Source organism: Quadrisphaera sp. DSM 44207, from assembly GCF_900101335.1.
Taxonomy (GTDB): Bacteria; Actinomycetota; Actinomycetes; order Actinomycetales; family Quadrisphaeraceae; genus DSM-44207.
In genome coordinates, this window is record NZ_FNKA01000001.1 from 990,226 (window position 1) to 1,015,689 (window position 25,464).

Annotated in this window: 26 protein-coding genes and 1 tRNA gene; 9 read left to right on the forward strand and 18 right to left on the reverse strand. The window is 76.3% G+C overall.

The window, feature by feature from the left end; translation table 11 throughout:
* Window positions 1–112: 112 nt before the first annotated feature.
* From BLS82_RS04685 to BLS82_RS04700, 4 genes are all read left to right on the forward strand, one after another.
* Window positions 113–1,246: a hypothetical protein gene (locus BLS82_RS04685; RefSeq protein WP_092861940.1), complete on the forward strand. Its 1,134-nt coding sequence runs from the start codon at window positions 113–115 to the stop codon at window positions 1,244–1,246.
* A gap of 160 nt (window positions 1,247–1,406) precedes the next feature.
* The gene (gene nhaA / locus BLS82_RS04690) at window positions 1,407–2,786 is read left to right on the forward strand and encodes a Na+/H+ antiporter NhaA (RefSeq protein WP_092861942.1); all 1,380 of its coding nucleotides are present in this window, start codon (window positions 1,407–1,409) and stop codon (window positions 2,784–2,786) included.
* On the forward strand, window positions 2,783–3,238 hold the full coding sequence (locus tag BLS82_RS04695) for a phage holin family protein (protein ID WP_092861944.1): 456 nt from the start codon (window positions 2,783–2,785) through the stop codon (window positions 3,236–3,238). Before nhaA ends, BLS82_RS04695 begins: the two co-directional genes overlap by 4 nt.
* A 59-nt stretch (window positions 3,239–3,297) precedes the next feature.
* Window positions 3,298–4,188 (forward strand): alpha/beta fold hydrolase, encoded by an 891-nt coding sequence (locus tag BLS82_RS04700; RefSeq protein ID WP_255378109.1) that lies wholly within the window; start codon window positions 3,298–3,300, stop codon window positions 4,186–4,188.
* A gap of 119 nt (window positions 4,189–4,307) precedes the next feature.
* Here the strand turns inward: BLS82_RS04700 and BLS82_RS04705 are convergent, their stop codons facing one another.
* From BLS82_RS04705 to BLS82_RS16580, 8 genes are all read right to left on the reverse strand, one after another.
* Window positions 4,308–5,492 (reverse strand): MarP family serine protease, encoded by a 1,185-nt coding sequence (locus tag BLS82_RS04705; RefSeq protein ID WP_092862789.1) that lies wholly within the window; start codon window positions 5,490–5,492, stop codon window positions 4,308–4,310.
* Complete coding sequence (locus BLS82_RS04710; protein ID WP_092861946.1) at window positions 5,489–6,184, reverse strand: NUDIX hydrolase; 696 nt, start codon at window positions 6,182–6,184, stop codon at window positions 5,489–5,491. The genes BLS82_RS04705 and BLS82_RS04710 overlap by 4 nt, the downstream gene beginning before the upstream one ends.
* Window positions 6,181–7,074 carry an endonuclease III gene (nth, locus tag BLS82_RS04715; protein WP_092861948.1) on the reverse strand — a complete coding sequence of 298 codons (894 nt, stop codon included), beginning with the start codon at window positions 7,072–7,074 and terminating at the stop codon, window positions 6,181–6,183. Before nth ends, BLS82_RS04710 begins: the two co-directional genes overlap by 4 nt.
* 21 nt (window positions 7,075–7,095) lie before the next feature.
* Window positions 7,096–7,773 carry a Crp/Fnr family transcriptional regulator gene (locus tag BLS82_RS04720; RefSeq protein ID WP_176818925.1) on the reverse strand — a complete coding sequence of 226 codons (678 nt, stop codon included), beginning with the start codon at window positions 7,771–7,773 and terminating at the stop codon, window positions 7,096–7,098.
* Between the two features lie 56 nt (window positions 7,774–7,829).
* Entirely contained in the window at window positions 7,830–8,645 is an 816-nt protein-coding gene (locus BLS82_RS04725) for an MBL fold metallo-hydrolase (RefSeq protein ID WP_218123556.1), read from the reverse strand.
* A gap of 7 nt (window positions 8,646–8,652) precedes the next feature.
* Entirely contained in the window at window positions 8,653–9,129 is a 477-nt protein-coding gene (locus tag BLS82_RS04730; RefSeq protein ID WP_092861950.1) for a RidA family protein, read from the reverse strand.
* Entirely contained in the window at window positions 9,126–9,281 is a 156-nt protein-coding gene (locus tag BLS82_RS15585; RefSeq protein ID WP_092861952.1) for a DUF4177 domain-containing protein, read from the reverse strand. Before BLS82_RS15585 ends, BLS82_RS04730 begins: the two co-directional genes overlap by 4 nt.
* An 89-nt stretch (window positions 9,282–9,370) precedes the next feature.
* Window positions 9,371–9,724, reverse strand: a complete 354-nt coding sequence (locus BLS82_RS16580; RefSeq protein ID WP_092861954.1) for a WhiB family transcriptional regulator — start codon at window positions 9,722–9,724, stop codon at window positions 9,371–9,373.
* Between the two features lie 256 nt (window positions 9,725–9,980).
* On the opposite strand from BLS82_RS16580, the gene BLS82_RS04745 reads away from it, so the two are divergent.
* Window positions 9,981–12,518: a transglycosylase domain-containing protein gene (locus BLS82_RS04745; RefSeq protein WP_143028740.1), complete on the forward strand. Its 2,538-nt coding sequence runs from the start codon at window positions 9,981–9,983 to the stop codon at window positions 12,516–12,518.
* A gap of 41 nt (window positions 12,519–12,559) precedes the next feature.
* Here the strand turns inward: BLS82_RS04745 and BLS82_RS04750 are convergent, their stop codons facing one another.
* The gene (locus BLS82_RS04750) at window positions 12,560–13,030 is read right to left on the reverse strand and encodes a GatB/YqeY domain-containing protein (RefSeq protein ID WP_092861958.1); all 471 of its coding nucleotides are present in this window, start codon (window positions 13,028–13,030) and stop codon (window positions 12,560–12,562) included.
* A gap of 80 nt (window positions 13,031–13,110) precedes the next feature.
* Here BLS82_RS04750 and BLS82_RS04755 point away from each other — a divergent pair, with 80 nt between their 5' ends.
* The 3 genes from BLS82_RS04755 to BLS82_RS04765 all read left to right on the forward strand — a co-directional run bounded on the left by BLS82_RS04755 (window position 13,111) and on the right by BLS82_RS04765 (window position 15,267).
* Window positions 13,111–14,022, forward strand: coding sequence for a metallophosphoesterase (locus tag BLS82_RS04755; RefSeq protein WP_092861960.1), 912 nt, complete (start codon window positions 13,111–13,113; stop codon window positions 14,020–14,022).
* A 28-nt stretch (window positions 14,023–14,050) separates the two neighbouring features.
* A tRNA-Pro gene (locus tag BLS82_RS04760) sits at window positions 14,051–14,124 on the forward strand.
* 135 nt (window positions 14,125–14,259) lie between these two features.
* A complete protein-coding gene (locus BLS82_RS04765) occupies window positions 14,260–15,267 on the forward strand; it encodes an SDR family oxidoreductase (RefSeq protein ID WP_369811042.1) in 1,008 nt (335 codons plus the stop codon).
* On the opposite strand, the gene BLS82_RS04770 is transcribed toward BLS82_RS04765, so the two are convergent.
* From BLS82_RS04770 to BLS82_RS04790, 5 genes are all read right to left on the reverse strand, one after another.
* Window positions 15,248–16,141: an alpha/beta fold hydrolase gene (locus BLS82_RS04770; RefSeq protein WP_092861964.1), complete on the reverse strand. Its 894-nt coding sequence runs from the start codon at window positions 16,139–16,141 to the stop codon at window positions 15,248–15,250. The two genes, BLS82_RS04765 and BLS82_RS04770, sit on opposite strands and share 20 nt — an antisense overlap.
* A 28-nt stretch (window positions 16,142–16,169) precedes the next feature.
* Complete coding sequence (locus BLS82_RS04775; RefSeq protein WP_176818926.1) at window positions 16,170–17,045, reverse strand: alpha/beta fold hydrolase; 876 nt, start codon at window positions 17,043–17,045, stop codon at window positions 16,170–16,172.
* On the reverse strand, window positions 17,045–17,791 hold the full coding sequence (gene fabG, locus BLS82_RS04780) for a 3-oxoacyl-ACP reductase FabG (protein ID WP_092861968.1): 747 nt from the start codon (window positions 17,789–17,791) through the stop codon (window positions 17,045–17,047). The genes BLS82_RS04775 and fabG overlap by 1 nt, the downstream gene beginning before the upstream one ends.
* A gap of 222 nt (window positions 17,792–18,013) precedes the next feature.
* Window positions 18,014–18,691, reverse strand: a complete 678-nt coding sequence (locus BLS82_RS04785) for a DUF8129 domain-containing protein (RefSeq protein ID WP_092861970.1) — start codon at window positions 18,689–18,691, stop codon at window positions 18,014–18,016.
* Window positions 18,692–18,785: 94 nt separating this feature from the next.
* A complete protein-coding gene (locus BLS82_RS04790) occupies window positions 18,786–19,121 on the reverse strand; it encodes a hypothetical protein (protein WP_092861972.1) in 336 nt (111 codons plus the stop codon).
* An 87-nt stretch (window positions 19,122–19,208) separates the two neighbouring features.
* On the opposite strand from BLS82_RS04790, the gene BLS82_RS04795 reads away from it, so the two are divergent.
* Window positions 19,209–19,658: a helix-turn-helix domain-containing protein gene (locus BLS82_RS04795; RefSeq protein WP_218123557.1), complete on the forward strand. Its 450-nt coding sequence runs from the start codon at window positions 19,209–19,211 to the stop codon at window positions 19,656–19,658.
* A gap of 63 nt (window positions 19,659–19,721) precedes the next feature.
* Here the strand turns inward: BLS82_RS04795 and BLS82_RS04800 are convergent, their stop codons facing one another.
* Genes BLS82_RS04800 through acs form a run of 4 tightly spaced genes read right to left on the reverse strand, consistent with a single transcriptional unit; the run spans window position 19,722 to window position 25,461 of the window.
* Entirely contained in the window at window positions 19,722–21,479 is a 1,758-nt protein-coding gene (locus tag BLS82_RS04800; protein WP_218123559.1) for a PHA/PHB synthase family protein, read from the reverse strand.
* On the reverse strand, window positions 21,476–22,201 hold the full coding sequence (locus BLS82_RS04805) for a beta-ketoacyl-ACP reductase (RefSeq protein ID WP_092862793.1): 726 nt from the start codon (window positions 22,199–22,201) through the stop codon (window positions 21,476–21,478). The genes BLS82_RS04800 and BLS82_RS04805 overlap by 4 nt, the downstream gene beginning before the upstream one ends.
* Before the next feature lie 45 nt (window positions 22,202–22,246).
* Window positions 22,247–23,437, reverse strand: coding sequence for an acetyl-CoA C-acetyltransferase (locus BLS82_RS04810; RefSeq protein WP_092861976.1), 1,191 nt, complete (start codon window positions 23,435–23,437; stop codon window positions 22,247–22,249).
* Window positions 23,438–23,469: 32 nt separating this feature from the next.
* The gene (acs, locus tag BLS82_RS04815; RefSeq protein WP_092861978.1) at window positions 23,470–25,461 is read right to left on the reverse strand and encodes an acetate--CoA ligase; all 1,992 of its coding nucleotides are present in this window, start codon (window positions 25,459–25,461) and stop codon (window positions 23,470–23,472) included.
* Window positions 25,462–25,464 lie beyond the last annotated feature (3 nt).

Genomic DNA, 25,464 nt, shown 5'->3' on the forward strand with positions numbered 1-25,464 from the left:
GCGACGGGGGCGCCCTCGCGCAGCTCCCGAGGTGGCGCTGACCCGCGGCCGAGCGACGTGCCGGCCGTCGTCCCGGTCACCGGCCTCCCGGCGCCGCGCCTAGGGTCGGGGCGTGGCGCAGCACCACCGCACAGGGCACGGCGACTCGGACGCGGACCTGGACGCCGACCTCGACGCGCCGGCCGACGCGCCGGCCGACGCGCCGGCCGGCCCGGACGCCGTCGCTCCCCGCGCCCCGGAGCCGGCACGCGCTCCCCACCCGCCCGCGGGCGCCGGGTCCCGGGCCCGGCGCTCGCTGCTGGAGTGGCCCGAGCGCTCGCCCGCGTGGCTGCGCGGGCCCGCGGTGGTGCTCGTGGCCGCCGCCACCGCGGCGTCCCTGACGTGGGCGCTCGGCGTGCGGCACGCGCGCGCCGGGATCGCGCAGGAGGCGGCGGCCACCGCGGCGGCGGCGTCCCTGCAGGTCGGCACGCCGCACGTCAGCGGGGAGGACGCCGCGGGCGGCGACCCCGGCTCCGCCGTCCGCGTGCTCGTGCCGCTGTCCAACCGGGGCGCGCAGCCCGTGCGGGTCTCGGTGCTGGGCATCTCCTCCCTGGAGGACCGCGTGCTGCGGGCGTCGGAGCCCACGGCCGTCGGGCCGGGTCGGAGCGCGGTGGCGCTGCTGCTGCTGGAGGGCGGGTGCGAGGGCGTGCCGGGCCCGGACGAGCTGGACGGGGTGCCGGGCGAGGCGCCGGACGACGCACCGGACGAGGCGCCGGACGACGGCGGGCACGAGCTCGTCCGCCTGTCGCTGGAGGCCGCCGGGCAGGTGCGCGAGCTCGAGGTGCCCTACACCGGCGATGGCTACGACGGCGCCCTCGCGCAGCTGTCGTGGCAGTGCCGGCCCTGGGGCGGCAGCAGCGCGGTGCTGGCCTCCGGGCGGGTCCTGGACGACGGGCGGGTGCGCTTCGCGGTCACCAACGTCGGGCGCGCGGCGGCCACCGTGGACGTGCAGGGCTCCCTCAGCCTCGGCGTGCGCAGCGACCCCGCGCTGCCGCTCGACCTGCCCTCCGGGGAGCAGGTGGAGGTCGTGCTCTCCCTGGCGCCGGACTGCGGGCGGATCGCGGAGGGGCAGTCCCAGGAGGTGGACCTCGTGGCGCTGCCGCGCGACGTCCCGGCCGAGGACGGCGCGCCGAGCGCGGAGGTGCTCTCGGACCAGCTGACGATCGCCCCCTGGGTCGCGCGGCAGGTCGCCCTGGCCTGCGGCTGAGCGCCCGCGGCCGCGCACCTGCGGTCGCGGCCGAGCGTCCGCGCCCGCGCGCAGCCCCGGCCCGGTGGCCCGCTCCCCCGGGCGTCGTTACCGTGGCCGCGGGTGTGCCGGGAAGCCTGGTCGGCGGGTGGTGCCGCCTGCCCCCGACCGAGGAGCCCTGATGCCGAGCACGCCGTCCCGACGCCTGCTGCCCCGCCCGGCCGAGCCGTGGTACGTCGCCGAGCTGCTGCGCACCGAGACGGCCGGCGGCCTGCTGCTGCTGGGCGCCGCCGTCGTGGCGATGGCGTGGGCCAACTCCCCCTGGTCGGGGGCCTACGAGGCGCTGCGCGAGCTGAGGGTCGGCCCCGCGGCGCTGCACCTGGACCTCTCGCTGCGCGCCTGGGCGGCCGACGGGCTGCTGGCGGTGTTCTTCTTCGTCGCCGGCCTCGAGCTCAAGCGCGAGTTCGTCGTGGGCGACCTGCGCTCGCCCGCGCGGGCGGCGCTGCCCGTGCTGGCCGCGGTCGGCGGCATGGTGGTTCCGGCGCTGCTCTACGTCGCCGTCAACCTCGCCGCGGGCGGCCCGCTGCGCGGCTGGGCGGTGCCCACGGCCACCGACATCGCGTTCGCGCTCGGGGTGCTGGCCGTGATCGGGTCCGCGCTGCCGGGGTCCCTGCGGGCCTTCCTGCTGACCCTGGCCGTGGTCGACGACCTCCTGGCCATCGTCGTGATCGCCGTCTTCTACACCGCGGAGCTGGCCTGGCTGCCGCTGCTGGCGGCGCTGGCGCCGCTGACGGCCTTCCGCCTCCTCATGACCCGCGGGGTCACGCGCTGGTACCTGCTGCTGCCCCTGGCCGCGGCCGCGTGGGTCCTGGTGCACGAGTCGGGGGTGCACGCGACGATCGCCGGTGTCGCCCTGGGCCTGCTCGTGCCGGTGCACCTGTCCGGGCGCGAGGGCCCGCAGGTGGCCCACGACGTCGAGCACGCGGTGCGCCCGTTCTCCGCGGGCGTCGCCGTCCCCGTCTTCGCGCTCCTCGCCGCCGGGGTGTCCGTCTCCGGCGGCGAGGGGCTCTCCGCGGCGCTGCGGGACCCGGTGACCCTCGGGGTCGTCGCCGGCCTGGTCGCCGGCAAGGCGGTCGGCATCGTCGGCACGACCTGGCTGGTCTCCCGGTTCACGCGCGCGGAGCTGGACCCCGACCTGCGCTGGGCCGACCTCGTGGGCCTGGGCCTGCTCGGCGGCATCGGGTTCACGGTCTCCCTGCTCATCGGGGAGCTGGCGTTCGGCGCGGGCACGCCGGAGGACGAGCACGCCCGCCTCGGCGTCCTGGTCGGCTCCCTCGCCTCCGCCCTGCTGGCGGCCGCGCTGCTCAGCGCCCGCAACCGGGCCTACCGCAGGATCAGCGCGCAGGAGGAGCGGGACGAGGACCAGGACGGCGTCCCGGACGCCTGGCAGCGGCCCTCCCCGGACGGCGCAGCGCCCGCGAGCGCCGCGGACCCGCGCCCCCTACCCTCTGACGGAGTCGAGGGGCGTGATCGGCCGCGCCGTGGACAGGAGGCACCGTGAGCCACCCGCAGGGGACGACAGGACGCACGACCAGCCACCCGCTGGGCACGACGCAGGGGGCGGCAGGGCACGGCGGCGGCCAGGAGCGCACGATCGGCCAGCTGGTCGTCGACGCGACGCGGGACCTCTCCCAGCTCCTGCGGGCCGAGGTCGCGCTGGCCAAGGCCGAGATCGCCAAGGAGGCCAAGCAGGGCGCCATCGGCGCGAGCCTGTTCATCGCCGCGGCCGTCTTCGGCTTCCTGGGCCTGATCTTCGTGCTGCTCACCATCGCCTGGGCCCTCGCCCTCGTGATGCCGACGTGGCTGGCCTTCCTGATCGTCGCCGTCCTCCTCCTCGTTGTCGCGGGCGTGCTCGCGCTGATCGGGCGCGGGCGGGTCAAGCAGGTCGGGCCCCCCGTGCGCACGATCGAGACCTCCAAGCGGTCGGTCGAGGCCCTCAAGGGCCGCCACTGAGCCCGCTCGGGCGCACCGAGGCCGCCGACGGCGGTCCCGTCGACGCGGCCGAGCTGCTCGTGCCCGGCCCGTGGCGCCACCGCTTCGTGGCCGCCAACGGCAACCGGTTCCACGTCGCCGAGTCCGGCCCGGACGACGGCAGCGCCCCCCTCGTCGTCCTGCTCCACGGGTTCCCGCAGTGCTGGCAGGCCTGGGAGCACCAGCTGCCGGCGCTGGCGGTGGCCGGCTACCGGGCCGTGGCGATGGACCTGCGCGGCTACGGCGCCTCGGACAAGCCGCCCCGCGGCTACGACACCCCGACCCTGGCGGCGGACGTCGCGGGGACCATCCGCTCCCTGGGCGCCTCCCGCGCGGTCGTCGCGGGCAGCGGGTGGGGCGCGTGGATCGCGTGGTCCATGCCGGCGCTGGAGCCGGCGAGCACCGCGGCCGTCGCGGCGCTGTCCGCGCCGCACCCGCTGGGCCTGCGCCGCCGCGGCGCCCGCGACGTGGTGACGAGCCCGGCGGCGCGGCTGGTCGCGTCGTTCCAGGTGCCCGTGCTGCCGGAGCGGGCGGTGCGCGACGGCTCCCTCGTCGAGCGCGTGCTCACCGAGTGGGGCGCTCCGGGCTGGCCGCCGCCGGAGGTGCTGCGCCGCTCCCAGGAGGCGATGCGCGTGCCCTTCACCGCCCACGCCGCCCTGGAGTACTACCGGTGGGCGGTGCGCTCGGTGGGCCGCCGCGACGGGCGGGCCTTCGCCGCGGCCGTCGCCCGCCCGGTGCCGGTGCCCGTGCTGCAGGTGCACGGCGGGCGGGACGGCGCGGTGCCGGCGGCGCTCGCGCGCGGCAGCGCCTCCTGGGCGGGCGACGCCTACCGCTTCGCCCTCGTGCCCGGTGCGGGGCACTTCCTCCCCGAGGAGGCGCCGGAGGAGACCTCGGCGCTGCTCCTGGACTGGCTCGCCGGCCTGCCGCGCTGACCGGCGCTGACCGGCGCTGACCGGCGCTGACCGGCGCTGACCGGCGCTGACCGGCGCTGACCCGCGCTGACCCGCGCTGACCCGCGCTGACCGGCACTGGCGGTGCCGAGCGCGCTCGCTCAGGCGGCGGCGCAGGTGCCGGTGTCGACGGGCGCGGCGGCCTCCTGGGCGCCCTGCAGCACGGGCGCCGCCTCGGCCAGGGTCAGCGCGTACCCGGTCTGCGGGTCGTCGAGGGAGCGGGCGAAGACGACGCCGACGACGCTGCCGCCGGCGTCCAGCAGCGGGCCGCCGGAGTTGCCGGGCTCCACCCTCGCGGCGAGGGAGTACACCTCGCGCTCGACCTCCCCCTGCCCGTGGATGTCGTGGCCCCGGGCGCGCACGACGTCGCGCACGCGGGCCGGCACGGAGGTGAACGGGCCGTCCTGCGGGAAGCCGACGACGACGGCGTCCGCGCTCGGCTCCAGGTCCTGCCCCAGGCCGAGGGGCTCCGCGCGCAGCCCCGGCACCGCGAGCACCGCCAGGTCGCGCGCGGGGTCGAAGACCACCACGGTCGCCGGCAGCAGCGGCCCCTGCCCCGTCACCTGCACGGACGGCGCGTGCACGCCCGCGACGACGTGGGCGTTGGTGACCACGCGCCGGGGCGCCACGACGAAGCCGCTGCCCTCCCGACCGGCCGAGCACTCCAGCGCCAGGCCCGTGACCTTCACGGTGCCGCCGGCGGCCGCGGCGGCCGCGGGCGCGACGACGGCCGCGTCGGGCGGGGCGACCGGCTGGATCGTCTCGCGCCCGGTGCCCCTGAACACGCGCGGGAAGTCCTGGGCCTCGACCACGGAGCGGAACCCGGCCGACAGGTCCGCCGCCTGCGGCGGCACGACCCGGTCGATGGCCTCCACCACCCGCGAGGAGGCCACCGCCCGCGCCAGGGACGGCAGCGGGCCGGCGCGCACCGCCCCGGCCACGAACCACACGACGAGGCTGACCGCCACCACGGCGGCCACGGCGCCCAGGGCGGAGTCCAGCGCCCGGGCCGGGCGCCACGTGACCACCGAGCGCACCCGGCGCCCGAGCAGCGACCCGAGGACCTGACCGGCCCACGCGAGCAGCAGGACGCCGACGACCGTCACGAGCGTGCGCCGCCACCCCGGTGACCACTGCGCCACCAGCTCCGGCAGCAGCGCCATGCCGGCCAGCGCGCCGCCGACGAAGCCCGCGACGGACAGCACCGCCACGACCAGGCCCTGGCGCAGCCCGGACAGCGCGTAGGCCACGAGCACCACGAGCAGGACGCCGTCGAGCACCGTCACCGCGGCACCACCGGCCCGCTGGGGGGCGTGCCCGGCACGCCGGCCCACCGCTCGGGCAGCGCCAGCTCCCGCGCGGCGTCCCAGGGCCGCTCCAGGCCCGCCAGGCGCAGCACGGCCCCGAGCAGGCCCGCCGTGAAGCCCCACACCAGCACGTCGTCCACGTCGAAGGCGGGCCCGCGCCAGCCGCTCGGGTGGCGCACGGTCACGCGGGCCCGCGGGTCCACGAGCGCCGGCAGGGGCACGCGCAGCACCCGGGCGACCTCGCGCGGGTCCGCCGCGGCCAGCGGCTGCGGCCGCACCTGCCAGGCGAGCACCGGGGTGACGAGGAAGCCCGAGCGCGCCACGTGCAGGGCCGGCAGCACCCCGAGCACATCGACCCCCGCGGGCGACAGCCCGGTCTCCTCGCGCGCCTCGCGCAGCGCCGCCACCACCGGGTCGCCGCCGTCGGCCGCGTCCACCGCCCCGCCGGGGAAGGCGACCTGGCCGGGGTGGGCGCGCAGGCCCGCGGCCCGCTCGAGCAGGACGACGTCCCCGCGCCCGTCCGCGCCGGGCCCGAGGAGCACCAGGACGGCCGCCGCGCGCGTCGCGGCCCCCGCGGGGGGCGCGAACTGCGCGAGGTCGTCGGGGAGGGCGTCGGGCAGCGCGGCGGCCAGGACGCGCAGGAACGCCGGGCGGTCCGCGGCCGCGGTCACCGCCGCGCTCGCGGGAGCCGACCCGGGTCGCCGTCCGCGGCGCCGTCCGGGCCGCCGTCCGGGCCGCCGCCGGAGCCACCGCCCGCGAGCGCGGCCTCCTCGGCGCGCCGGACCACCTGCACCGCCGTCGCGTCCTTGACGAGGGCCGCGGCCCGCGCCGGGTCGCTCTCCCCGGTGCCGGAGCTGGGGCAGTCGCGGGCCACGGGGCACGCGCCGCAGGCCGGGCGCCGCGCGTGGCACGTCAGGCGGCCGTGGAAGATCATCCGGTGGGACAGCGGGGTCCAGTCCCGGCGGGGGAAGAGCGCGGCCAGGTCCGCCTCCACGGCGACGGGGTCGTCCTCCTGCGTCCACCCGAAGCGGCGCGCGAGGCGGCCGACGTGGGTGTCGACGGTGATGCCCGGCTGCCCGAACGCGTCGCCGAGGACGACGTTGGCCGTCTTGCGCCCCACGCCGGGCAGGGCGACGAGGTCCTCCAGGCGGGCCGGCACCTCGCCGCCGCAGCGGTCGACGAGCTGGGCGGCCAGCGCCTGCACCGAGGCCGCCTTCGCGCGGAAGAAGCCGACCGGGCGCAGGAGCTCCTCCAGCTCCGCGCGGTCGGCCGCCGCGAGCGCCACCAGGGTCGGGTACCGGGCGAAGAGCGCGGGCGTGACGGAGTTGACGCGCACGTCGGTGGTCTGCGCGGACAGCACCGTGGCCACGAGCAGCTCGAACGGGGAGGTGAACGCCAGCTCGCAGCCGGCGTCGGGGTAGCGCTGCGCGAGCGCGCGGTGCACGCGCCGGGCCCTGCGGGTGAGGGCGAGCGGGGACTCGGGCGCGGAGGGGGGCGCGGACCAGGGCGCGGAGGGGGGCGCGGTCCCGGGCCGCGTCCGCACCTGCTCCACGGGCCCCAGGGTACGGGGGTCAGCGGGCGGTCAGTGGGCGCGGCGGCGCAGCCGCTCGACCTCCACGAGCACGACCGAGCGGGCCTCCAGCCGCAGCCAGCCGCGGGCGGCGAAGTCCGCGAGCGCCTTGTTGACCGTCTCGCGCGAGGCCCCGACGAGCTGGGCCAGCTCCTCCTGCGTCAGGTCGTGCTGCACCCGCAGCCCCGCCTCGGTGGGGCGCCCGAAGCGCTGGGCCAGGTCGAGCAGCGTCTTGGCCACGCGGCCGGGCACGTCGGTGAAGACCAGGTCGGCGAGCACCTCGTTGGTGCGGCGCAGCCGCCGCGCGAGCGCGCGCAGCAGGTGCGAGGCGACCTCCGGGCGGCCGGCGACCCAGCGGCGCAGGTCGTCGAAGTCGAGGGCGGCCAGGCGCGTCGCCGAGACGGCCGTCGCGGACGACGTGCGCGGGCCCGGGTCGAACCAGGACAGCTCGCCGAACATCTCCCCCGGCCCCAGGACGGCGAGCAGCTGCTCGCGGCCGTCCGGGGCGGCGCGACCGAGCTTGATCTTGCCGGTGTCGACCACGTACAGCGCGTGGGCCGGGTCGCCCACCCCGAAGAGCACGTCGCCGCGGCGCAGCGAGACCTCGGTGACCATCCCGAGCAACGCGGACGCCGAGTCCTCGTCGAGCCCCTGGAACAGGGGCGCGCGTCGCACCACCCGCTCGTCCACCCCGGCAGTGTGCCGCAGGGAGCGCCCGCGGACCTCCCCGGAGCGGTTCCCGGCGATCACGGGTCGGGCGGCGCCGCGCCGCCCCGCCGCGCGGAGCGCTCCTGCTCCGCCAGGTGCTCCAGCGCCGCGGCCGCCGTCCGCTCGGCCGCGGCGCGCAGGACGGGCTGGTCCGCGAGCTCGGGGTAGACCGCCGCGACGAGGGCGGCCGGCGTGCGCGCGCCGGCCGCGAGGGCCCGGCGTACCTGCTCCAGCCGCCGCGCGCGGTGCTCCAGCAGCTCCTCGAGCACGGCGGCGGCGCCGGTGCGCACGGGCCCGTGCCCGGGCAGGAGCACCAGGTCCGGGCGCTCGCGCGCGAGGTCCAGCAGGCGGCGCAGGGACGCCAGGTGCGGCCCGAGCCGGCCGTCGGGGGCGGCGACGACGCTGCTGCCGCGGCCCAGCACGGTGTCGCCCGTGAGCAGCCGGTCAGGCTCCCCGCCCGCCCCCAGCAGGAGGTAGCAGCGCGAGTCGCTCGTGTGGCCCGGCGTGGCGAGCACCCGCAGGTCCAGGCCGCCGAGCGCCCCGCCGGTGAGGACCTCCCCCTCCCCCGGCGCGGGGGCCCGCGGGTGCGGGGGCAGGCGCGCGGCCGCGAGCAGGCCCGGGACGCCGTCGGCGTGGTCGGGGTGGCCGTGGGTCAGCAGCACCCGCGCGAGCACCGCGCCGCGGGCCGCGACGGCGTCGAGGACGGCGCGCCGGTGCGCCGCGTCGTCCGGACCGGGGTCGACCACCACGGCGCCGGGCGCGCCGGGGGCGTGCAGCACCCAGGTGTTCGTGCCCTCCAGCGTCATCGGCCCCGGGTTCGGGGCGAGGACGCGGGTGGCGCGGGCCTGCGTCACCGGCGGCTCACGAGCCGTCGGCGACCTCGACGACGAGCTCGACCTCCACCGGGGCGCCCAGCGGCAGCGACGCGACGCCGACGGCGCTGCGCGCGTGGCGCCCGGCCTCGCCGAGGACGTCGAGGAGCAGCCGGCTCGCGCCGTCGACGACGCCGGGCTGGCCCGTGAACCCGGGCGCGCTGGCGACGTAGCCGACGAGCTTGACCGCGCGCACCCGCTCCAGCCCGCCGACCTCGGCGGCGACGACGGCGAGGGCGTTGAGGGCCGCCGTGGCGGCGAGCTCGCGGGCGCGCTCGGGAGGCACCTGGTCCGAGCCCTCGGCGACCTGGCCGGTGACCTCCAGGGCGCCGTCCACGAAGGGCAGCTGCCCGGAGGTGAAGAGGAGGGACCCCGTGCGCACCGCCCGCACGTACGCCGCGACGGGCGCCGGCGGGCTCGGCAGCGCCAGCCCGAGCCCGGCGAGGCGATGCGCCGGGGTGCTCACGCCTTCTCGCGCTTGAGGTAGGCCACCAGCCCCTGCCCGTTCGGGCCCGGCACGACCTGCACGAGCTCCCAGCCCTCGTCGCCGAAGTTGTCGAGGATCGCCTTGGTGCTGTGCACGATCAGCGGCGCCGTCAGGTACTCCCACTTGGCCATGCGCGCGAGCCTAGTGGCGGGCGGGAGCGCGCGGCGGCCGGCGGCGGGGGTCCCCGGCCCCTCACGGCCGAGTGCTGCTCAGGCGCTGCTCAGGCGGTGCGGACGGTGCTGGCCGCGCCGGCGCGGTCGGCCTCGGCGGCGGCGCGGTCGGCCTCGGCGGCGGCGCGCTCGTGCTCGGCGCGGGCGGTCTCCAGCAGCCGGCGCCAGGACGTCACGTTGGGACGGCGCTTGAGCACCGCGCGGCGCTCGCGCTCGGTCATGCCGCCCCAGACGCCGAACTCGATGCGGTTGTCGAGCGCGTCGGCCAGGCACTCGGTGCGCACCGGGCAGGCCTTGCAGACGATCTTGGCCTTGTTCTGCTCCGCACCCTGGACGAACAGGGCGTCGGGGTCGCTCTGGCGGCAGGCGGCCTGGGTCGTCCACTGCGGCGGCTCGAGCAGCATGTCGTACCTCTCGTCGGTCTCCGGCGGGGGGAAGGGCCGCCGGTCACCCGGCCCGGCGCCGGCTCGCGGCCCCGGATCGGCTGATCCGGGGGAAACCGGACCAAGTGACGCGGATGACGCTAGGTCGGTCCTCTCGCCGCGCCCACGGCTCGACCGGACCATTCTGTGACTATCCTGTGACTACCTGTAACTAGTCACCAAGCGATTACGGTGCGTGATGTCAGCCGGCACGGCCGTGCGGCCGTACCCTCGTGACATGGCGCAGCGGCCTCCCGCCCCCACGTCCAGCACGCCCCCCGACCCCTCCGGCCCCGCGGCGGCGGGCGGCTCCCCGGGGTCCCGTCCGGCTCCCCGCACGGCCCCCGGCGCGTCCGGGCGCCGCACGACGCACCGCACGACGCACCGCACGGCCAAGCTGCTGGCCGGCTTCCTGGCGGCGAGCGTGGGCGCGGGCGTGATGGCGGCCGGGCTGGTCCTGCCGGCGGTGGCGGTGGCGGGCACGGCGACCAAGGGCACGGTCGAGCTGTTCGACAGCCTGCCCGCCGAGCTCGAGGAGCAGCCGCTGTCCCAGCAGTCGCGCATCCTCTACGCGGACGGCTCGCTGATGGCGACCTTCTACTACGAGAACCGCGTCGTGGTGCCCCTGTCCGAGATGTCCCCGCTCGTGCAGTCCGCGGTCGTCGCCGTCGAGGACTCCCGCTTCTTCCAGCACGGCGGCGTCGACCCGCAGGGCATGACCCGGGCGTTCGTGCAGAACCTCAACAGCGACGACGTCCAGGGCGCCTCGACCCTCACCCAGCAGTGGATCAAGAACGTGCAGGTGGAGCAGGCCCTCTCGCAGCTGCCCCCGGGCGCGTCGCTGGAGGAGCGCCAGGCGGCCTTCGCGGACGCGACCCAGCGCAGCGGCATCGAGGGCTACACGCGCAAGCTGCGCGAGGTCAAGCTCGCGATCGCGGCGGAGCAGCGCCTGAGCAAGGAGGAGATCCTCGAGCGCTACCTCAACATCGCGAACTTCGCCGGCGGCCAGTACGGCGTCGAGGCCGCCAGCCGGCACTGGTTCAACAAGTCCGCCAAGGACCTCTCGCTGCCGGACGCCGCGCTGCTGGCCGGCATCGTGCAGAACCCCACCGGCTACGACCCGGTGAACAACCCCCAGGACTCCCGGGCCCGTCGCGACGTCGTCCTCGGCCGGATGCTGGCGACGGGCGCCATCGACCAGGCCCAGCACGACGAGGCCGTCGCGGTGCCGCTGGAGGCGCAGCTGGACGTGCAGGAGACGCCCAACGGCTGCGTGCAGGCCGGGGGCGCGGGGTTCTTCTGCGACTACGTCGTCGAGACCCTGCTGGAGGACCCCGCCTTCGGGGAGGACCGCGCCGAGCGCACCCGCGTGCTCTACCGCGGCGGGCTCGAGGTCACCACGACGCTCGACCGCGCCAAGCAGGACGCCGCCGTCCAGGAGGTCAACGGCTTCGTGCCGGACGACGGCGCGGGCGTCGGCGCCTCGATCGTCTCGGTCGAGCCCGGCACCGGCAAGATCCTCGCGATGGCGCAGAACCGCGCCTTCGACCCCCGCTCGGAGAGCACCACGGGCGGCACCTCCATCAACTACAACGTCGACTACGCCATGGGCGGCTCGCACGGCTTCCAGCCGGGCTCGAACGCCAAGCCGATCGTCCTCGCGCAGTGGCTGGCCGCCGGCAACACCCTGATGGAGAGCGTCGAGGCGCCGCGCACGAAGGTCTGGCCCCCCAGCTCTTGGACGCTCGGCGCCTGCGCGCAGGGGCCCTACCTCGACACCTGGACGGTGCGCAACGCCGGCGACAGCGGGGTCGTCGGAGGGCGCCTGCCGGTGGTCGAGGCGACGTACCGCTCCATCAACACCGCCTACGCGGCGATGGAGAACCGGCTCCAGATGTGCGACGTGCAGGCGATGGCCAGCAGCCTCGGGGTGCACCAGGCCCAGAGCGGGGAGCCCCTCGCGCCGTACCCCAGCCTCGTGCTCGGCGGCTACGAGGTCGCCCCGCTGACCATGGCGAGCATGTACGCCACCTTCGCCGCGCAGGGCACGCACTGCACGCCCACGGCCGTCGTGCGCGTGAGCGACCCGGACGGCGCGGAGCTGCCCGTCCCGGCCCCGCAGTGCCGGCAGGCGATCAGCCCCGAGGTCGCCAACGGCGTCACGTACGCGCTCAAGGAGACGCTCGTGCGCGGCACGGCCCGCGGCCACGGCCTGGAGGGCCGGGTGGCGGCCGGCAAGACCGGGACGACGAACCAGAGCGTCGCGACGTGGTTCACCGGCTACACCCCGCAGCTGGCCACGTCGGTGTGGATCGGCTACCCCGGGGAGAGCGCGTCCCTCGACGGCGCGGTCATCGCGGGCCAGCGCCGCAGCCCCATGTACGGGGGCACCATCGCCGCGCCCATGTGGAAGGCGTACTCCGACCGCGCGCTGGCGGGCGCTCCGGCGCTTCCCTTCACGGACCCGCCGCCGGCGATGATCGGCCGGTCGACCGCGGCGCCCGAGCGGCAGGCCGCGTCCGGGTCGGACCCCGAGTCGGGGTCCGAGACGCCCTCGCGCCCGACGCGCCACAGCACCGGCGGCGGCGGCGACGGCGGTGGTGGTGGCCGCCCGGCGGCGGCGCCGGCGCCGGCGCAGGAGGTCCCCGTGCAGGAGGCGGTCGCGCCCGAGCCCGAGCCCGCTCCGGTCGAGGAGCAGGCCCCGGCGCCGGAGCCCGCGCCCGAGCAGCCGGCCGAGCCCCCCGCCGAGCCTCCCGCCGAGGACGCGCAGGGCTGACGGCGGAGCCGGCAGCGGGGCCGACAGCGGGACCGGCGCCCTCAGCCCTGCAGCTGGCGGCGCACCTCGGCGGCCAGCCGCGCGCCGTCCACCTGCGCACCGGCGCGAGGGCGGACGGCGCCCATGACGGCGCCCATGGCCGCTCTCCCGGTCCTCCCGGCCGAGGCCGCCGCGGCGACCTCCTCGGCCACCAGCGCGCGCAGCTGCTCGTCGGACAGCTGCGCGGGCAGGTAGGAGGTCAGCACCGCCTCCTCCGCGCGCTCGCGCTCGGCCTGGTCCGCGCGCCCGGCGCCGGCGAACGCGTCGGCGGCCTCGCGGCGCTTCTTGGCCTCGGTGCGCAGCACCGCGAGCACCTCCTCCTGCGACAGCTCGCGCGGGGAGTCCCCCGCCACCTCGGCGGCCTTGACGGCCGTCAGCGCCATGCGCAGCGTCGCCCTGCGCAGGTCGTCCTTCTCGCGCATCGCGGTGGTCAGGTCCTCGCGCAGCCTGTCCTGGAGCCGGTCGTCCGCCATGCCGCGCAGTCTCTCAGCGCGGCCCGCCGACGCAGCTTCCGCCCGCAGCCTCTGAGCGCGACCTCGGAGCGCCCGCCAGGATGAGGGGCGTGAGCAGCCGCACCACGACGTCCCTGGCCGCGCTGGGCGCCGCCGCCGCCGGGTGCCTGGCCTGGGGCGCCGGCGTGGAGGTGGGCTCCTACCGACTGCGGCGAGCCAGCGCGCCCGTCCTGCGCCCGGGGCAGGCGCCGATGACGGTGCTGCACCTGTCGGACCTGCACCTGACCCCCGCGCGCCGTCGCGAGGTCGCCTGGGTGCGGGCCCTCGCCGACCTCGAGCCGGACCTCGTCGTCGACACCGGGGACAACCTCGCCTCCGCGGCCGCCGTCCCGGTGGCCCTGGAGGCCCTGGAGCCGCTGCTGGCGCGCCCCGGCGCGTTCGTCCTCGGCTCCAACGACTACTTCGGGCCCCGGCCCGCGAACCCGGCGCAGTACCTGCTCGGCCCCTCGCGCCAGGACCGCCGGCGCGAGCCGCTGCCCACCGGTGACCTCGTCGCCGCTCTGAGCGCCGCAGGCTGGGCGGACCTGACCAACGCCCGGGCGCGCCTGTCGGTCGCCGGACGGCGCGTGGACCTCGTCGGCGTGGACGACCCCCACCTCGGCCTCGACCGGTACCTGGACGTCGCCGGCCCCGCCGACCCGGACGCCGACCTCACCGTGGGCGTCGCCCACGCCCCCTACCGGCGGGTGCTGGACGCGATGACCGCCGACGGGTGCGACCTGCTGCTGGCCGGGCACACCCACGGCGGGCAGCTGTGCGTGCCGGGCTTCGGCGCGCTCGTGACCAACTGCGACCTGCCCCGCTCGCACGCGAAGGGCCTGCACCGCTGGCAGCGCGGCCGCGCGAGCACGTGGCTGCACGTCAGCGCCGGCCTCGGCACCTCCCCGTACGCGCGCGTGCGCTTCGCGTGCCCGCCGGAGGCCACCCTGCTCACCCTCGTCGCCCGCACCTGACCCGCTCGGCTAGAGTGGTCGCGCTCCACGGGGTGTGGCGCAGCTTGGTAGCGCGCTTCGTTCGGGACGAAGAGGCCGCAGGTTCAAATCCTGTCACCCCGACACTCCCGTTGGTCGGCTGCTGACGCAGCCTCGCACCGGTCACCCGACCACGGCGCCGGTCAGCAGCGCCTCCTGGCGGTCACCCGGCCCGTGCGGTGTCCAGCCGCCCCAGCCGGGTACGGGACGCCGGTGCGCATCGAGCTCAAGCCCGTCTCCGACCAGGTCGTCGTCGTCATGGGCGCCTCCAGCGGCATCGGCCGCGCCGCGGCGCTCGCCCTGGCCCGCCGCGGCGCGACGGTCGTCGTCTCCGCCCGCCGGGAGGGCGCCCTGCGCTCCCTCGTCGAGGAGATCACCGCGGGCGGCGGCACCGCGACCGCCGTCGTCGCCGACGTGACCGACCCCGCCCAGGTGCGCGCGGTCGCGGACCGCGCGGCCGCCGAGCACGGCCGCCTCGACAGCTGGGTGCACCTGGCGGGCGTCGCCCTGTTCGCGGCCTTCGAGGACACGACGCCGGAGGAGTTCGCCCGCGTCGTCGACGTCAACCTGATGGGGCAGGTGCACGGCGCCGCCGCCGCGCTGCCGCACCTGCGCCGGGAGGGCCGCGGCGCCCTGGTGCACGTCACGTCGATGGGCGCCAAGCGCGGCGTGCCGCTGCAGAGCGCCTACATCGCCTCCAAGCACGCCGTCGACGGGTTCCTGGAGGTGCTGCGCATGGAGGTGCAGCGCTCCGGGGTCCCGATCAGCGTCACGCAGATCATGCCCGCGACGATCAACACCCCGCTGTTCGACCAGGCCCGCACCAAGCTGGGCGTCAAGCCCGTGGCGCCGCCGCCGGTCTACCAGCCGGACGTCGTCGTGGAGGCGATCCTGCACGCCGTGGAGCACCCGACCCGCGACATCGTCGTCGGCGCGGCGGCCAAGGCGATGGTCGTCGGCGAGAAGGTGGCCCCCCGCCTGCTCGACGCGCTCCTGGTCCGCTTCGGCTTCGAGGCGCACGACACCGGGCAGCCGAAGCCGGCGGACGCACCGGACAACCTCTTCGCCCCCCTCGACGGGTTCGCCACCGCGCAGGACGGCTTCGGCGACTCCGCCCTGCGCCGCAGCCTCTACACCAGGGCGCGGCTGAGCCCGCTCGGGCGCGCCCTGCCGGTGGCGGCGGTCGCGGGGGCCGCGGGGCTGGCGCTCAGGGCCGCTCGCCGCTGACCCCGGCGGCGTCCGGCTCGCCCGGCGCCTGCTGCGCCTGCTGCACGGGCGGCTCGTCGGCGGCCGCGGCCGCGTCGTCGACGAGCGCCGCCACCTGCTCGGGCACGTCCCCGACGCTGCTGTGGCCGGCGAAGGGCAGCCACGAGAAGCGGGCGCCCGGCACGAGCGCCGCGAGCCGCAGCGCCTGGCCCAGGGAGAGCACGTCGGCGGATCCCTGGGCGATCCGCACGGGGCAGCGCACCGCGCGGTAGTCCAGCTGGCCCTCGGGGAGGATCGCCCAGCGCAGCTGGCGCCAGAAGTCGTCCCCCCGGCCCATCGCCCGCACGAGCGCGGCGGCCTCCTCCGGGGAGGCCCGCCACCCGCGCGCCCGCAGCGGGAACAGGGCGAGGGTCCGCACCGCCGCCGGCTGCGCCAGCCGGTCCGCCACCGGGCTGGCCGCGCCGTAGACGAGGCGGGAGAGGCCGAGCAGCGCCGCCTGGAAGCCGCGCTCGGGCGGCGTGACGGGCCCCGTCGGCCCGATGGCCACCACGGAGCGGGCGCGGCCGCGCCGGGCGAGCTCGAGGGCCACGCGACCCCCCAGCGACACGCCGAGCACGTGCGGCAGCGCCACGCCGCGCTGGTCCAGCTCCGCCTCCACCGCGTCGGTCAGCCCCGCGACGTCCGACGTGCGGCCAGGAGGCAGGGGCGGTGAGTCGCCCTGTCCGGGCAGGTCGAGAGCGAGGACGTCGTAGCGCCGGGCGAGCAGCGGGAGCAGGGAGCGGAACTCCTCCCACGTGCTCCCGATGCCCGGCAGCGCCACGAGCGCCGGGCCGGTGCCCTCGCGGTGCACGTGCAGGGGCGGCAGCTGCGGGAGCGGCTCTGAGCGGGTGGTCACGAGCGCTCCTTGCCCGGACGGCGCCCCTTCACGCGCGGCCGGCGCCCACCCGCTCGGGGGCGGCGGCGGTGAGGAAGCGGGTGAGCACCGGCGCGACCTCCTCGGGGCTGTCGACCAGGGCCAGGTGGCCCCCGCCGCGCACGACGTGCGCCCGGGCCGAGGGGATCAGCGCCGCCAGCAGGCGGGCGTTGCACGCCGGCACCAGCGGGTCCTCGTCGCCGGCGACCACGAGGGTCGGCTGCCGCAGCCGACCGAGCCAGGGCAGGCTCGACCACCCCAGCGCCGCCTGCAGCTGCCCCACGTACGAGGGCGGGTGCACGGGCTCGGCGAAGTGGGCGGCGTGGCGGGCCGCGTCGCGCCCGGCGCGCGCGATGCGGCCCCCGAAGACCCAGGGCGCCGCGGAGCGCAGCCACTGGGGGTCGGCCATGCGCGGCGCGGCGAGCAGCGCGTAGGCCAGCGGGCTGCCGGGCACCGACCCGACGCCGAGGCCCGTGGCGACGAGGACGAGCCGGCGGACGCTGCCGGGCGCGTCGAGGGCGAGCTGCTGCGCGACCATGCCCCCGAAGGAGAAGCCGAGCACGTCGGCCCGCCGCGCCCCGGCCCAGGCCAGGGCGGCGGCGGCGACGCGGGCGTGGCCGCGCACGGACAGCAGGCCCCGGGCGGGCTCGCTGGCGCCGCACCCGGGGGCGTCGTAGGCGATGGTCGCGGTGCCGGGCGGCAGGTGGGCGCGCAGCGGCTCCCACAGCGACCGGCCTCCGCCGACGCCGTTGACGAGGAGCAGCGGCGGCTGCCCGCCGGGGGCGCCCGCCCGCTCCCCTGCACCCTCTGCCCCGCGCACCTCGACGGCGACGCGGTGGCCGTCGACGTCGACGGAGCCCGTGCGGCGCTCTCCGGGCGCCAGCACTAGAAGACGGACCCGCCGTTGATGTCGAGCACCTGCCCGGTCACGAAGGCGGCGTCGTCGCTGCACAGGTAGGCGACGCCGCCCGCGATGTCCTCCGGCTGGCCCGCGCGGCCGAGGAGGTTGTCCGTCATCAGGGCTTCGCGGGCGTCCTGCGGCATGGCCGCGGTCATGGGGGACTCGACGAAGCCGGGCCGGATGCCGTTGACCGTGGTGCCGAAGCGGGCGAGCTCGACGGCGGCGCTGCGCACCAGCCCGATGACACCGGCCTTCGCGGCGATGTAGTTCATCTGACCGAGGTTGCCGGTCTTGGCGACGACGGAGGAGATGAGGACGACGCGACCCGGCCCCTCGGCGCGCAGCCACGGCGCGGCGGCGCGCAGGCTGTCGAAGACGCCGGTGAGGTTGACGGCGATGACGCGGTCCCAGTCGTCGTCCGTGAGCTTGTGGAACATGCGGTCGCGGGTGATGCCGGCGTTGCCGATGAGCGTGTCGATCCCGCCGAGCGCGTCGGCGGCCTGGCGGAAGACGTCGCGCAGGTCCTCGCGGTCGGTGACGTCGCACCCGAACCCCACGACCTCGGACCCGGTGGCCTCGGAGATCGCCGCGGCGGTCTCCTTGGCGCCCACCTCGTTGACGTCGAGCAGCGCCACGCTCAGGCCCTCGCGGGCGAGCCGCTCGGCGATCGCGGCCCCGAGCCCTCGGGCACCGCCCGTGACGACGGCCTTCGACACGCTGTAGTGCACCATTCACCTGTTCCTCTCGCGTGAGCGCGCTGCGGCGCGCGCGGCGGTGCGCGGTCCCTGCTCGCAGCGGCTGCTGCACTGCGCCGACGAGCGACCGCTCCTGCACCGGGGCGCAGCAGAGGGCACCGGCGCCGGTGGGCCGCTCGTGCGTTCCATCCTCACACGAGGGGACGCCGCCCGGCGCGGCACTCGGCACGCGCCGGGCGGCGGGTCGTCGTCCGCCGGTCAGGCGGAGGGCACGGGCTCCTCGGCCGCCGGCTGAGCCGCCTCCAGGACCGCGATGCGGTTGTGGAGCATCGACAGCACGGCCGGGCGGGCCGGGTGGGCCCGCTCGTAGGCCTGCAGGTCCTGCAGCTCCTCCAGGGAGAAGCGGCGCAGGCGCGCCCGGATGCTCGCCAGGCTCAGCTCGTCCCAGCGCGGGACGGGCGGAGGCGGCGACTCGGCGTCCGAGTGGTCCGACTCGGACTCGGAGGACGCCGGCTGCTCGGCCGGCGCGGCGGCCTCGGCCGCAGACCCGGTCGTGAGCTCCGCCGCGGGCTCCGGTGCGGGCTCCAGCGCGGGCGTCGCAGGGGCGGGCTCGAGCGCCTGCTCCCCGGCCGGCGCCGCGATGGGGGCCAGGGCCTGCTGGACGACGGGCGCCGGCTCCGGCGCCCGCGGCGGGGCCTGCGGCGCGGGCCGGACGGCGGGGGCCGCGGTGCTGCCCGGACCCTGGCGCGGGCTCCACGCGGGAGCGGTCGCCAGGGCCGAGCGGAGCACCGCGGCACCCACCGCGGTCGCGGCGTCCGACCACCGGAAGAGCAGCAGGGCGGGCACGGCCGCCGTCCTGGTCCAGGCCGCCTGCAGGGCGGTCATCGTGCTGGCGGCGCTGGTCGCGCTCCACCAGGGGTTCTGGATCGCGGTCACGGTAGGGCCTCCTCGCCGGCCCGCACCCGAGGGTGCGGGCCGCTGCGACGGTCGCGGTGCTCGGACGGCGCGCTCGGGCGCCGGTGGGGGGCGCTCAGGCGCCGGTGGCGGCGCGGGTGCCCGCGCTGGTGGCCTCGGCGGCGGCTCGAGCGCCGGCGCTGGTCACCTCGGTGGCGCGCTGCTGCATGGTCTCGGTGAGGCTGGCAGCGCCCTGCATGAGGCTCTTGGCGAACTCGCGCTGCATCTCCAGCATCTTCTCGGCGAAGTCGAAGACCTGGTCCACCACCCGGTTCGGGTCGACCTGGCCCGGGGTGGCCAGCTGGCCGCTGGCGACGTCCTGGACGGTCTTGGTCCAGGAGTTGACCGCGGTGAGGATCGCCTCCTGGCTCTGCTGCATGACCTGCAGGTACTGCTCCTGGGGAGTGGACACGGCTGTTCCTCCTGGTCGTCGGGCTCCGGTGCTTGAAATACTACGCACCGCTGCGTGGTGCGTCAACCGGTGGGATATCCTGGGCGCGTGGACGTCGAGGAGCCGTGGCGGACCCAGGCATCCGCGCTGGGGTCGTTCATCCGCGCGCAGCGGCGGCTGGCCGACCTCTCCCTGCGCGAGCTCGCGACGATGACGCAGGTCTCGAACGCCTACCTGAGCCAGGTCGAGCGGGGGCTGCACCAGCCCTCGGTGCGGGTGCTCGGCGCCATCGCCGCGGCGCTCGACGTCCCGGCGCACGAGCTGCTGGCCGAGGCCGGCTTCGGAGGGCGCCCGCGCGCCGGCGCCCCCGGGCCCGGCGCGGACGGCACCGACGGCGCGGGCGGCGCGCGCACGGACGAGCGCACGGACCGGGGCACGACCCAGGGCACGACCCGCCCGCCGTCGACCGAGGCGGCGATCCTCGCGGACCCGGCCCTGACCCCCGAGCAGCAGCAGGCCCTGCTCGGCGTCTACCGCAGCTTCGTGGCCCGCTCCTAGCGGCAGGGGCCGGGACGGGTGCTCAGGGCACCCGTCCCGGCCCCTGGCGGCCCTCCCGACCCCTCAGCGGTCGTGCACGTACTTGCCGGGGGCGTCCTCCTGCGCGGGGTAGCGCGCGCTGCCCGTCGGCGGGGGCTCGCGCAGCTCGCCCGACCGCTCGGAGATCCAGGGCGTCCAGTCCTCCCACCAGCTGGCCCGGTGCTCGGTGGCCCGCGCGCGCCACTCGTCCGGGTCGGGCGGCACCTCCCCGGACTCCAGCACCCAGTGCTTCGACTTGGGGTTGGGCGGGTTGACGACGCCGGCGATGTGCCCGGAGTTCGACAGCACGAACCGCACGTCGCCCTTGGGCGCCAGCGCGCCCCTGTAGACCGAGCGCCACGGGGCGATGTGGTCCTGCTCCGCCGCGACGAAGTACAGGTCCTCCGTCACCGCGCCGAGGTCGATCCGCTGGCCGGCGAGCTCCATCTGCCCGCGCACGAGCTCGTTGTCGAGGTAGCACGAGCGCAGGTAGAACGAGTGCATGCCCGCGGGCATGCGGGTGGAGTCGTCGTTCCACGCCAGCAGGTCGAACGGCGGCGGGTCCTGGCCCATGAGCCAGTTGTTGACGACGTAGTTCCAGATCAGGTCGTTGCTGCGCAGCAGGTCGAACGTCGCGCGCATGTCGTTGCCCGCCAGGAACCCCGTCCGCTCCATCCGCCGCTCGAGGCGCTCGACGGTGGAGCGGTCCGTGAAGACGCCCAGCGCCCCCGGCTCGGAGAAGTCGACCAGGGTGTTCAGCAGCGTGCCCGTGCGCACCCGGCGGTCACCGGTGGAGGCCAGGTACGCCAGCGTGGCCATGGTCAGGGTGCCGCCCAGGCACAGGCCGATGACGTTGACCGCCTCCGCGCCCGTGATGTCCTGGATGACGTCGATCGCCTGCCGCGGGCCGGAGATCAGGTAGTCGTCGAAGCTGACGCCCCGCATCGACTCGTCGGGGTTGCGGTAGCTGATCGCGAAGACCGTCAGCTCGTGCTGCACCGCCCACTCCACGAGGCTGCGCCCCGGGGCGAGGTCCATCATGTAGTACTTGTTGATCCACGGCGGGCTGAACAGCAGCGGGATCTCCCGCACCTGGTCCGTCTGCGGCGAGTACTGGATCAGCTCCATGAGCTCGTTGCGGAAGACGACCTTGCCCGGCGTCGCGGCGAGGTCCTCGCCCACGGTGAACTGGCCGGGGACCGTCTGGCGGGGCTGGCCGCCGTGCGTGGCGAGGTCCTCGACGAAGGTGCGCGCGCCCTTGACCAGGCTCTGCCCGCCGGTCTCGTAGGCCCGCTTCAGGGCGGCCGGGTTGCCCCACAGCGTGTTCGTCGGCGCGGCCGCGTCGACGAGCTGGCGCAGGAGGAACTCGGCCTTCTCCCGCCGTCCGCGCTCGAGGTCGGCGACCCCGACCAGGTCGCCGACGAGCCGCTCGAGGAGCAGGTGCTGCTGGCGCAGCGACCAGTACCAGGGGTTGCTCTCCCACGTGGGGTCGGCGAAGCGCTTGTCCTTCGGCGGGGTGCCGGCCGGCCCCTCGACGTCCTGGCCGGCGGCGCGCAGCAGCGCCGCGGTGGTGGCCTGCGTCACCCCGGTCGCGTAGCGCCACAGGGCGGCGCTCGTCTCCCACGGGGAGGCGGCGAGCCGCTGCCCCATGCCCACCACGGCCGGGCCGAAGGAGCCGGGGTCGAACTGGCCGACCAGGTCGGCGCCGGGCACCACCCTGGTCGCCGCGTCGACGGCCTCCTCGGCGCGCTCGCGCTGGGCGGCCCCGGGCCGCCCGTCCGAGGACCGGGTCCGCTCGCTCACATGTACTGCCCTCCGTTGACCGAGTAGACCTGGCCCGTGATGAACGCGGAGTCCGGGTCCGCGAGGAACTCGACGACGCGCGCGACCTCGGTGGGCTCGCCGAGGCGGCCCACCGGGATCTTGGCGACCACCTTCTCCAGCGCCTCCTTGGGCACCGCGGCGACCATCTCGGTGCTGATGTAGCCGGGCGCGACGGAGTTCACGGTGATGCCCTTGCGGGCGGTCTCCTGCGCCAGGCTCATCGTCAGGCCGAACAGGCCCGCCTTCGCCGCCGAGTAGTTGGCCTGCCCGATGTTGCCGGACTCGCCGATGATCGAGCTGATGTTGATGATGCGGCCGCTGCCGCGGTCGAGCATGTGCTGCAGGATCGCCCGGGAGAGGTAGAACGCGCCGGACAGGTTCACCTGCACCACGCGGTCCCAGTCGTCGACCGTCATCTTGCGCACCGTCTTGTCGGCGGTGATGCCGGCGTTGTTGACGAGGATGTCGAGGCGCCCGTGCTGCTCGAGCACCTCGTCGACGACGCGCTCGCAGTCCTCGTTCGAGCCGATGTTGCCCTGGTGGATCGTCGAGCCGGGATGGGCGTCGCAGAACCGCTTCGCGGACTCGGCGTCCCGCGAGTACCCGGCGGCGACCTTCACCCCTCGCGCGGCCAGCCGGTCGCTGATCGCCAGCCCGATGCCGCGCACGCCGCCCGTGACCAGGGCCACCTGGCCCTCCATGTCCGCCACGTCCCTCACTCCCCCTTCGTCGAGTTCACAGCCGGTTCACGCCGCCGCGGGCACCCGCAGCACCAGGGCGTCGCCCTGGCCGCCGCCGCCGCACAGGCCGGCTGCGCCGAGGCCGCCGCCGCGCTGGCGCAGCGCGGTCGCCAGGTGCAGCGTGATGCGGGCGCCGCTCATCCCGATCGGGTGGCCCATGGAGATGGCGCCCCCGTTGGTGTTGACGATGTCGTCGGAGACGCCCAGCTCGCGGATCGACTGGATCGCGACCGAGGCGAAGGCCTCGTTGACCTCGAACAGGTCCACGTCCTGCGCGCTCATGCCCGCCTTCTGCAGCGCGTTGTGGATCGCGTTGGACGGCTGGGACTGCAGGGAGGGGTCGGGGCCGGCCACCGTGCCGTAGGAGACGATCTCCGCGAGCACCGGCACGCCCAGCTCCGCCGCCTTCTCCTCGCTCATCACCACCACCGCGCACGCGCCGTCGGAGATCTGCGACGAGGAGGCCGCGGTGATCGAGCCGTCGGCGCCGAAGGCGGGCTTGAGCTTGGCGAGCATCTCGGCGGTGGTGTCCGCGCGCACGCCCTCGTCGTCCGTGACCACGATCGGGTCGCCCCTGCGCTGCGGGACGGCGACCGGGACGACCTCGTCGTCGAAGATGCCGTCCTTCATCGCCCGGGTGGCCCGCTCGTGCGAGCGCGCGGCGTACTCGTCCATCTCCTGGCGGGTGATGCCGAGCTTGCGGTTGTACTCCTCCGTCGACTCGCCCATGCCCCGCTGGTCGATGGTGCAGAACAGGCCGTCGTGCAGCGTGGCGTCCAGCACCGTCTGGTTGCCGTAGCGGTACCCCGCCCGGGCGCCGGGCAGCAGGAACGGCGCGTTCGTCATCGACTCCATGCCGCCGGCGACCACCACGTCGAACTCGCCGAGGCGGATCAGCTGGTCGGCGTGGGCGATGGCGTTCATGCCCGACAGGCACACCTTGTTGACGGTCTCCGCCGGCACCCCCATCGGGATCCCGCCGTTGAGCGCCGCCTTGCGGGAGGTGATCTGCCCGGCGCCGGCCTGCAGCACGTGGCCCATCACGACGTACTGCGCCTGGTCGCCGCTGATGCCGGCTCTCTCGAGGGCGGCCTTGATGGCGAAACCGCCCAGGTCCGTGGCGGAGAAGCTCTTGAGGGCGCCGAGCATCTTCCCGATGGGCGTGCGGGCGCCGCTGACGATGACGGACTTCGGCATGGCCTTCTCCTGTGTCGGTCGAGGTGGGTCGGTCAGGAGCTCGCCTTCTGGGCCGCGACCCGCGCGCGCAGGTCGTCGACGACGGAGGGATCGCGCAGGGTGGTGACGTCGCCCAGCTCGCGGCCCTCGGCGAGGTCGCGCAGCAGGCGGCGCATGATCTTCCCGGAGCGGGTCTTCGGCAGGTCGTCGGTGAAGACCACGCGGCCGGGCCGGGCGAGCTTGCCGATCCGGGCGCCGACGAACTCGCGCAGCTCCACCGCCAGCGCGTCGTCGCCCTGCCGCTGCCCGGTCAGGGTCACGAACGCGACGATCGCCTGGCCGGTCAGGTCGTGCGGCTCGGGCACGACGGCGGCCTCCGCGACCTCGTCGTGGGCCACGATCGCCGACTCGACCTCGGCCGTGGACAGCCGGTGGCCCGAGACGTTGATGACGTCGTCGATGCGGCCGATGATCGTGAAGTAGCCGTCCGCGTCGCGCCGGGCGCCGTCGCCGGCGACGTACGTGCGCGGGCCGAAGCGCGACCAGTACGTGGAGACGTAGCGCTCGTCGTCCTGGTACAGGGTGCGCAGCATCGACGGCCAGGGGCGGTCGATCGCCAGCAGGCCCTCGCCCTCGAGGACCTCCTGGCCGGTGTCCGGGTCCACCAGCTTCGCGGAGATGCCCGGGATCGGGCGCGTGGCCGAGCCGGGCTTGGCGGCGGTGACGCCCGGCAGCGGGCTGATCATGACGGCGCCGGTCTCGGTCTGCCACCAGGTGTCGACGACCGGGCACCGCTCGCCGCCGATGACCTTGTAGTACCAGACCCACGCCTTGGGGTTGATCGGCTCGCCGACGCTGCCGAGCAGGCGCAGCGAGGACAGGTCGTGCTTCGCCGGGTGCTCCGGGCCCCACTTGATGCAGGCGCGGATGGCGGTCGGGGCGGTGTAGAAGATCGTCACGCCGAAGCGCTCGACGAGCTCCCACCAGATGCCCTTGTGCGGGTAGTCGGGGGCGCCCTCGAACATCACGCTCGTGGCCCCGTTGGCCAGCGGCCCGTAGACGATGTAGGAGTGGCCGGTGACCCAGCCGACGTCGGCGGTGCACCAGTAGACGTCGGTCTCGGGCTTGAGGTCGAAGACGTCCTTCGTCGTCGCCGCGACGCCGGTCAGGTAGCCGCCGGAGGTGTGCAGGATCCCCTTGGGCTTCGCCGTCGAGCCCGAGGAGTACAGGATGAACAGCGGCGTCTCCGGGTCCAGCGGCTCCGCGGGGCACTCGGCCTCCACGGTGCCCGCGACCTCGTCGTAGAACAGGTCGCGCCCCTGCGCCATGGGGCAGTCGACGCCGGCGTTGCGCACCACGAGCACGTGCTGCACGGACGGAGCGCGGTCGATCACCTCGTCGACTGCGGCCTTCACGGGCGCCGTCCTGCCCTTGCGCCGCGCGCCGTCGACGGTGACGAGCACCTTCGCGTCGGAGACCTCCATGCGCTCGGCCACCGAGCTGGGCGCGAAGCCGCCGAAGACGACGTTGTGGGTGGCGCCGATGCGCGCGCACGCCAGCATCGCGACGACGACCTCGGGGATCATCGGCAGGAAGATCCCCACCACGTCGCCCGTGCCCACGCCCAGGCCCTTGAGCACGTTCGCGAAGCGCTGCACGTCGCGGTGCAGGTCCGCGTACGTGATGGTGCGGGACTCCCCCTCCTCGCCGACCCAGTGGTAGGCCACGCGCTCGCCGTCGCCGGCCTCGACGTGGCGGTCGACGCAGTTGTAGGAGACGTTGATGCGCCCGTCCGTGAACCACCTGTAGAACGGGGGGTTCGCGTCGTCGAGGACGGTCTGGAACGGCTCGTGCCAGTGCAGCTCCCGGGCCCGGCGGGCCCAGTACCCCTGCCAGTCGCGCTCGGCCTCCTCGTACACGGACTCGTCGGTGGTGGACGCCGCGCGACGGAACTCCTCGCTCGGCTCGAAGCGCTCCACCTCGAGCAGGGCGTCGATCTCCGCCTCGAAGGTCGTCGAGCCGTCGGGGTCCAAGGTGTCCGCCACGTT

Coding starts and splice junctions, on each gene's coding strand:
- BLS82_RS04750 (WP_092861958.1), bottom strand. CDS start 13,030: ATGGCGGACGACCGGCTCCAGGACAGGCTGCGCGAGGACCTGACCACC.
- BLS82_RS15585 (WP_092861952.1), bottom strand. CDS start 9,281: ATGGCCAAGTGGGAGTACCTGACGGCGCCGCTGATCGTGCACAGCACC.
- BLS82_RS16580 (WP_092861954.1), bottom strand. CDS start 9,724: ATGCTGCTCGAGCCGCCGCAGTGGACGACCCAGGCCGCCTGCCGCCAG.
- BLS82_RS04755 (WP_092861960.1), top strand. CDS start 13,111: ATGAGGGGCGTGAGCAGCCGCACCACGACGTCCCTGGCCGCGCTGGGC.
- BLS82_RS04745 (WP_143028740.1), top strand. CDS start 9,981: ATGGCGCAGCGGCCTCCCGCCCCCACGTCCAGCACGCCCCCCGACCCC.
- fabG (WP_092861968.1), bottom strand. CDS start 17,791: ATGGTGCACTACAGCGTGTCGAAGGCCGTCGTCACGGGCGGTGCCCGA.
- nhaA (WP_092861942.1), top strand. CDS start 1,407: ATGCCGAGCACGCCGTCCCGACGCCTGCTGCCCCGCCCGGCCGAGCCG.
- BLS82_RS04805 (WP_092862793.1), bottom strand. CDS start 22,201: ATGGAGGGCCAGGTGGCCCTGGTCACGGGCGGCGTGCGCGGCATCGGG.
- BLS82_RS04810 (WP_092861976.1), bottom strand. CDS start 23,437: ATGCCGAAGTCCGTCATCGTCAGCGGCGCCCGCACGCCCATCGGGAAG.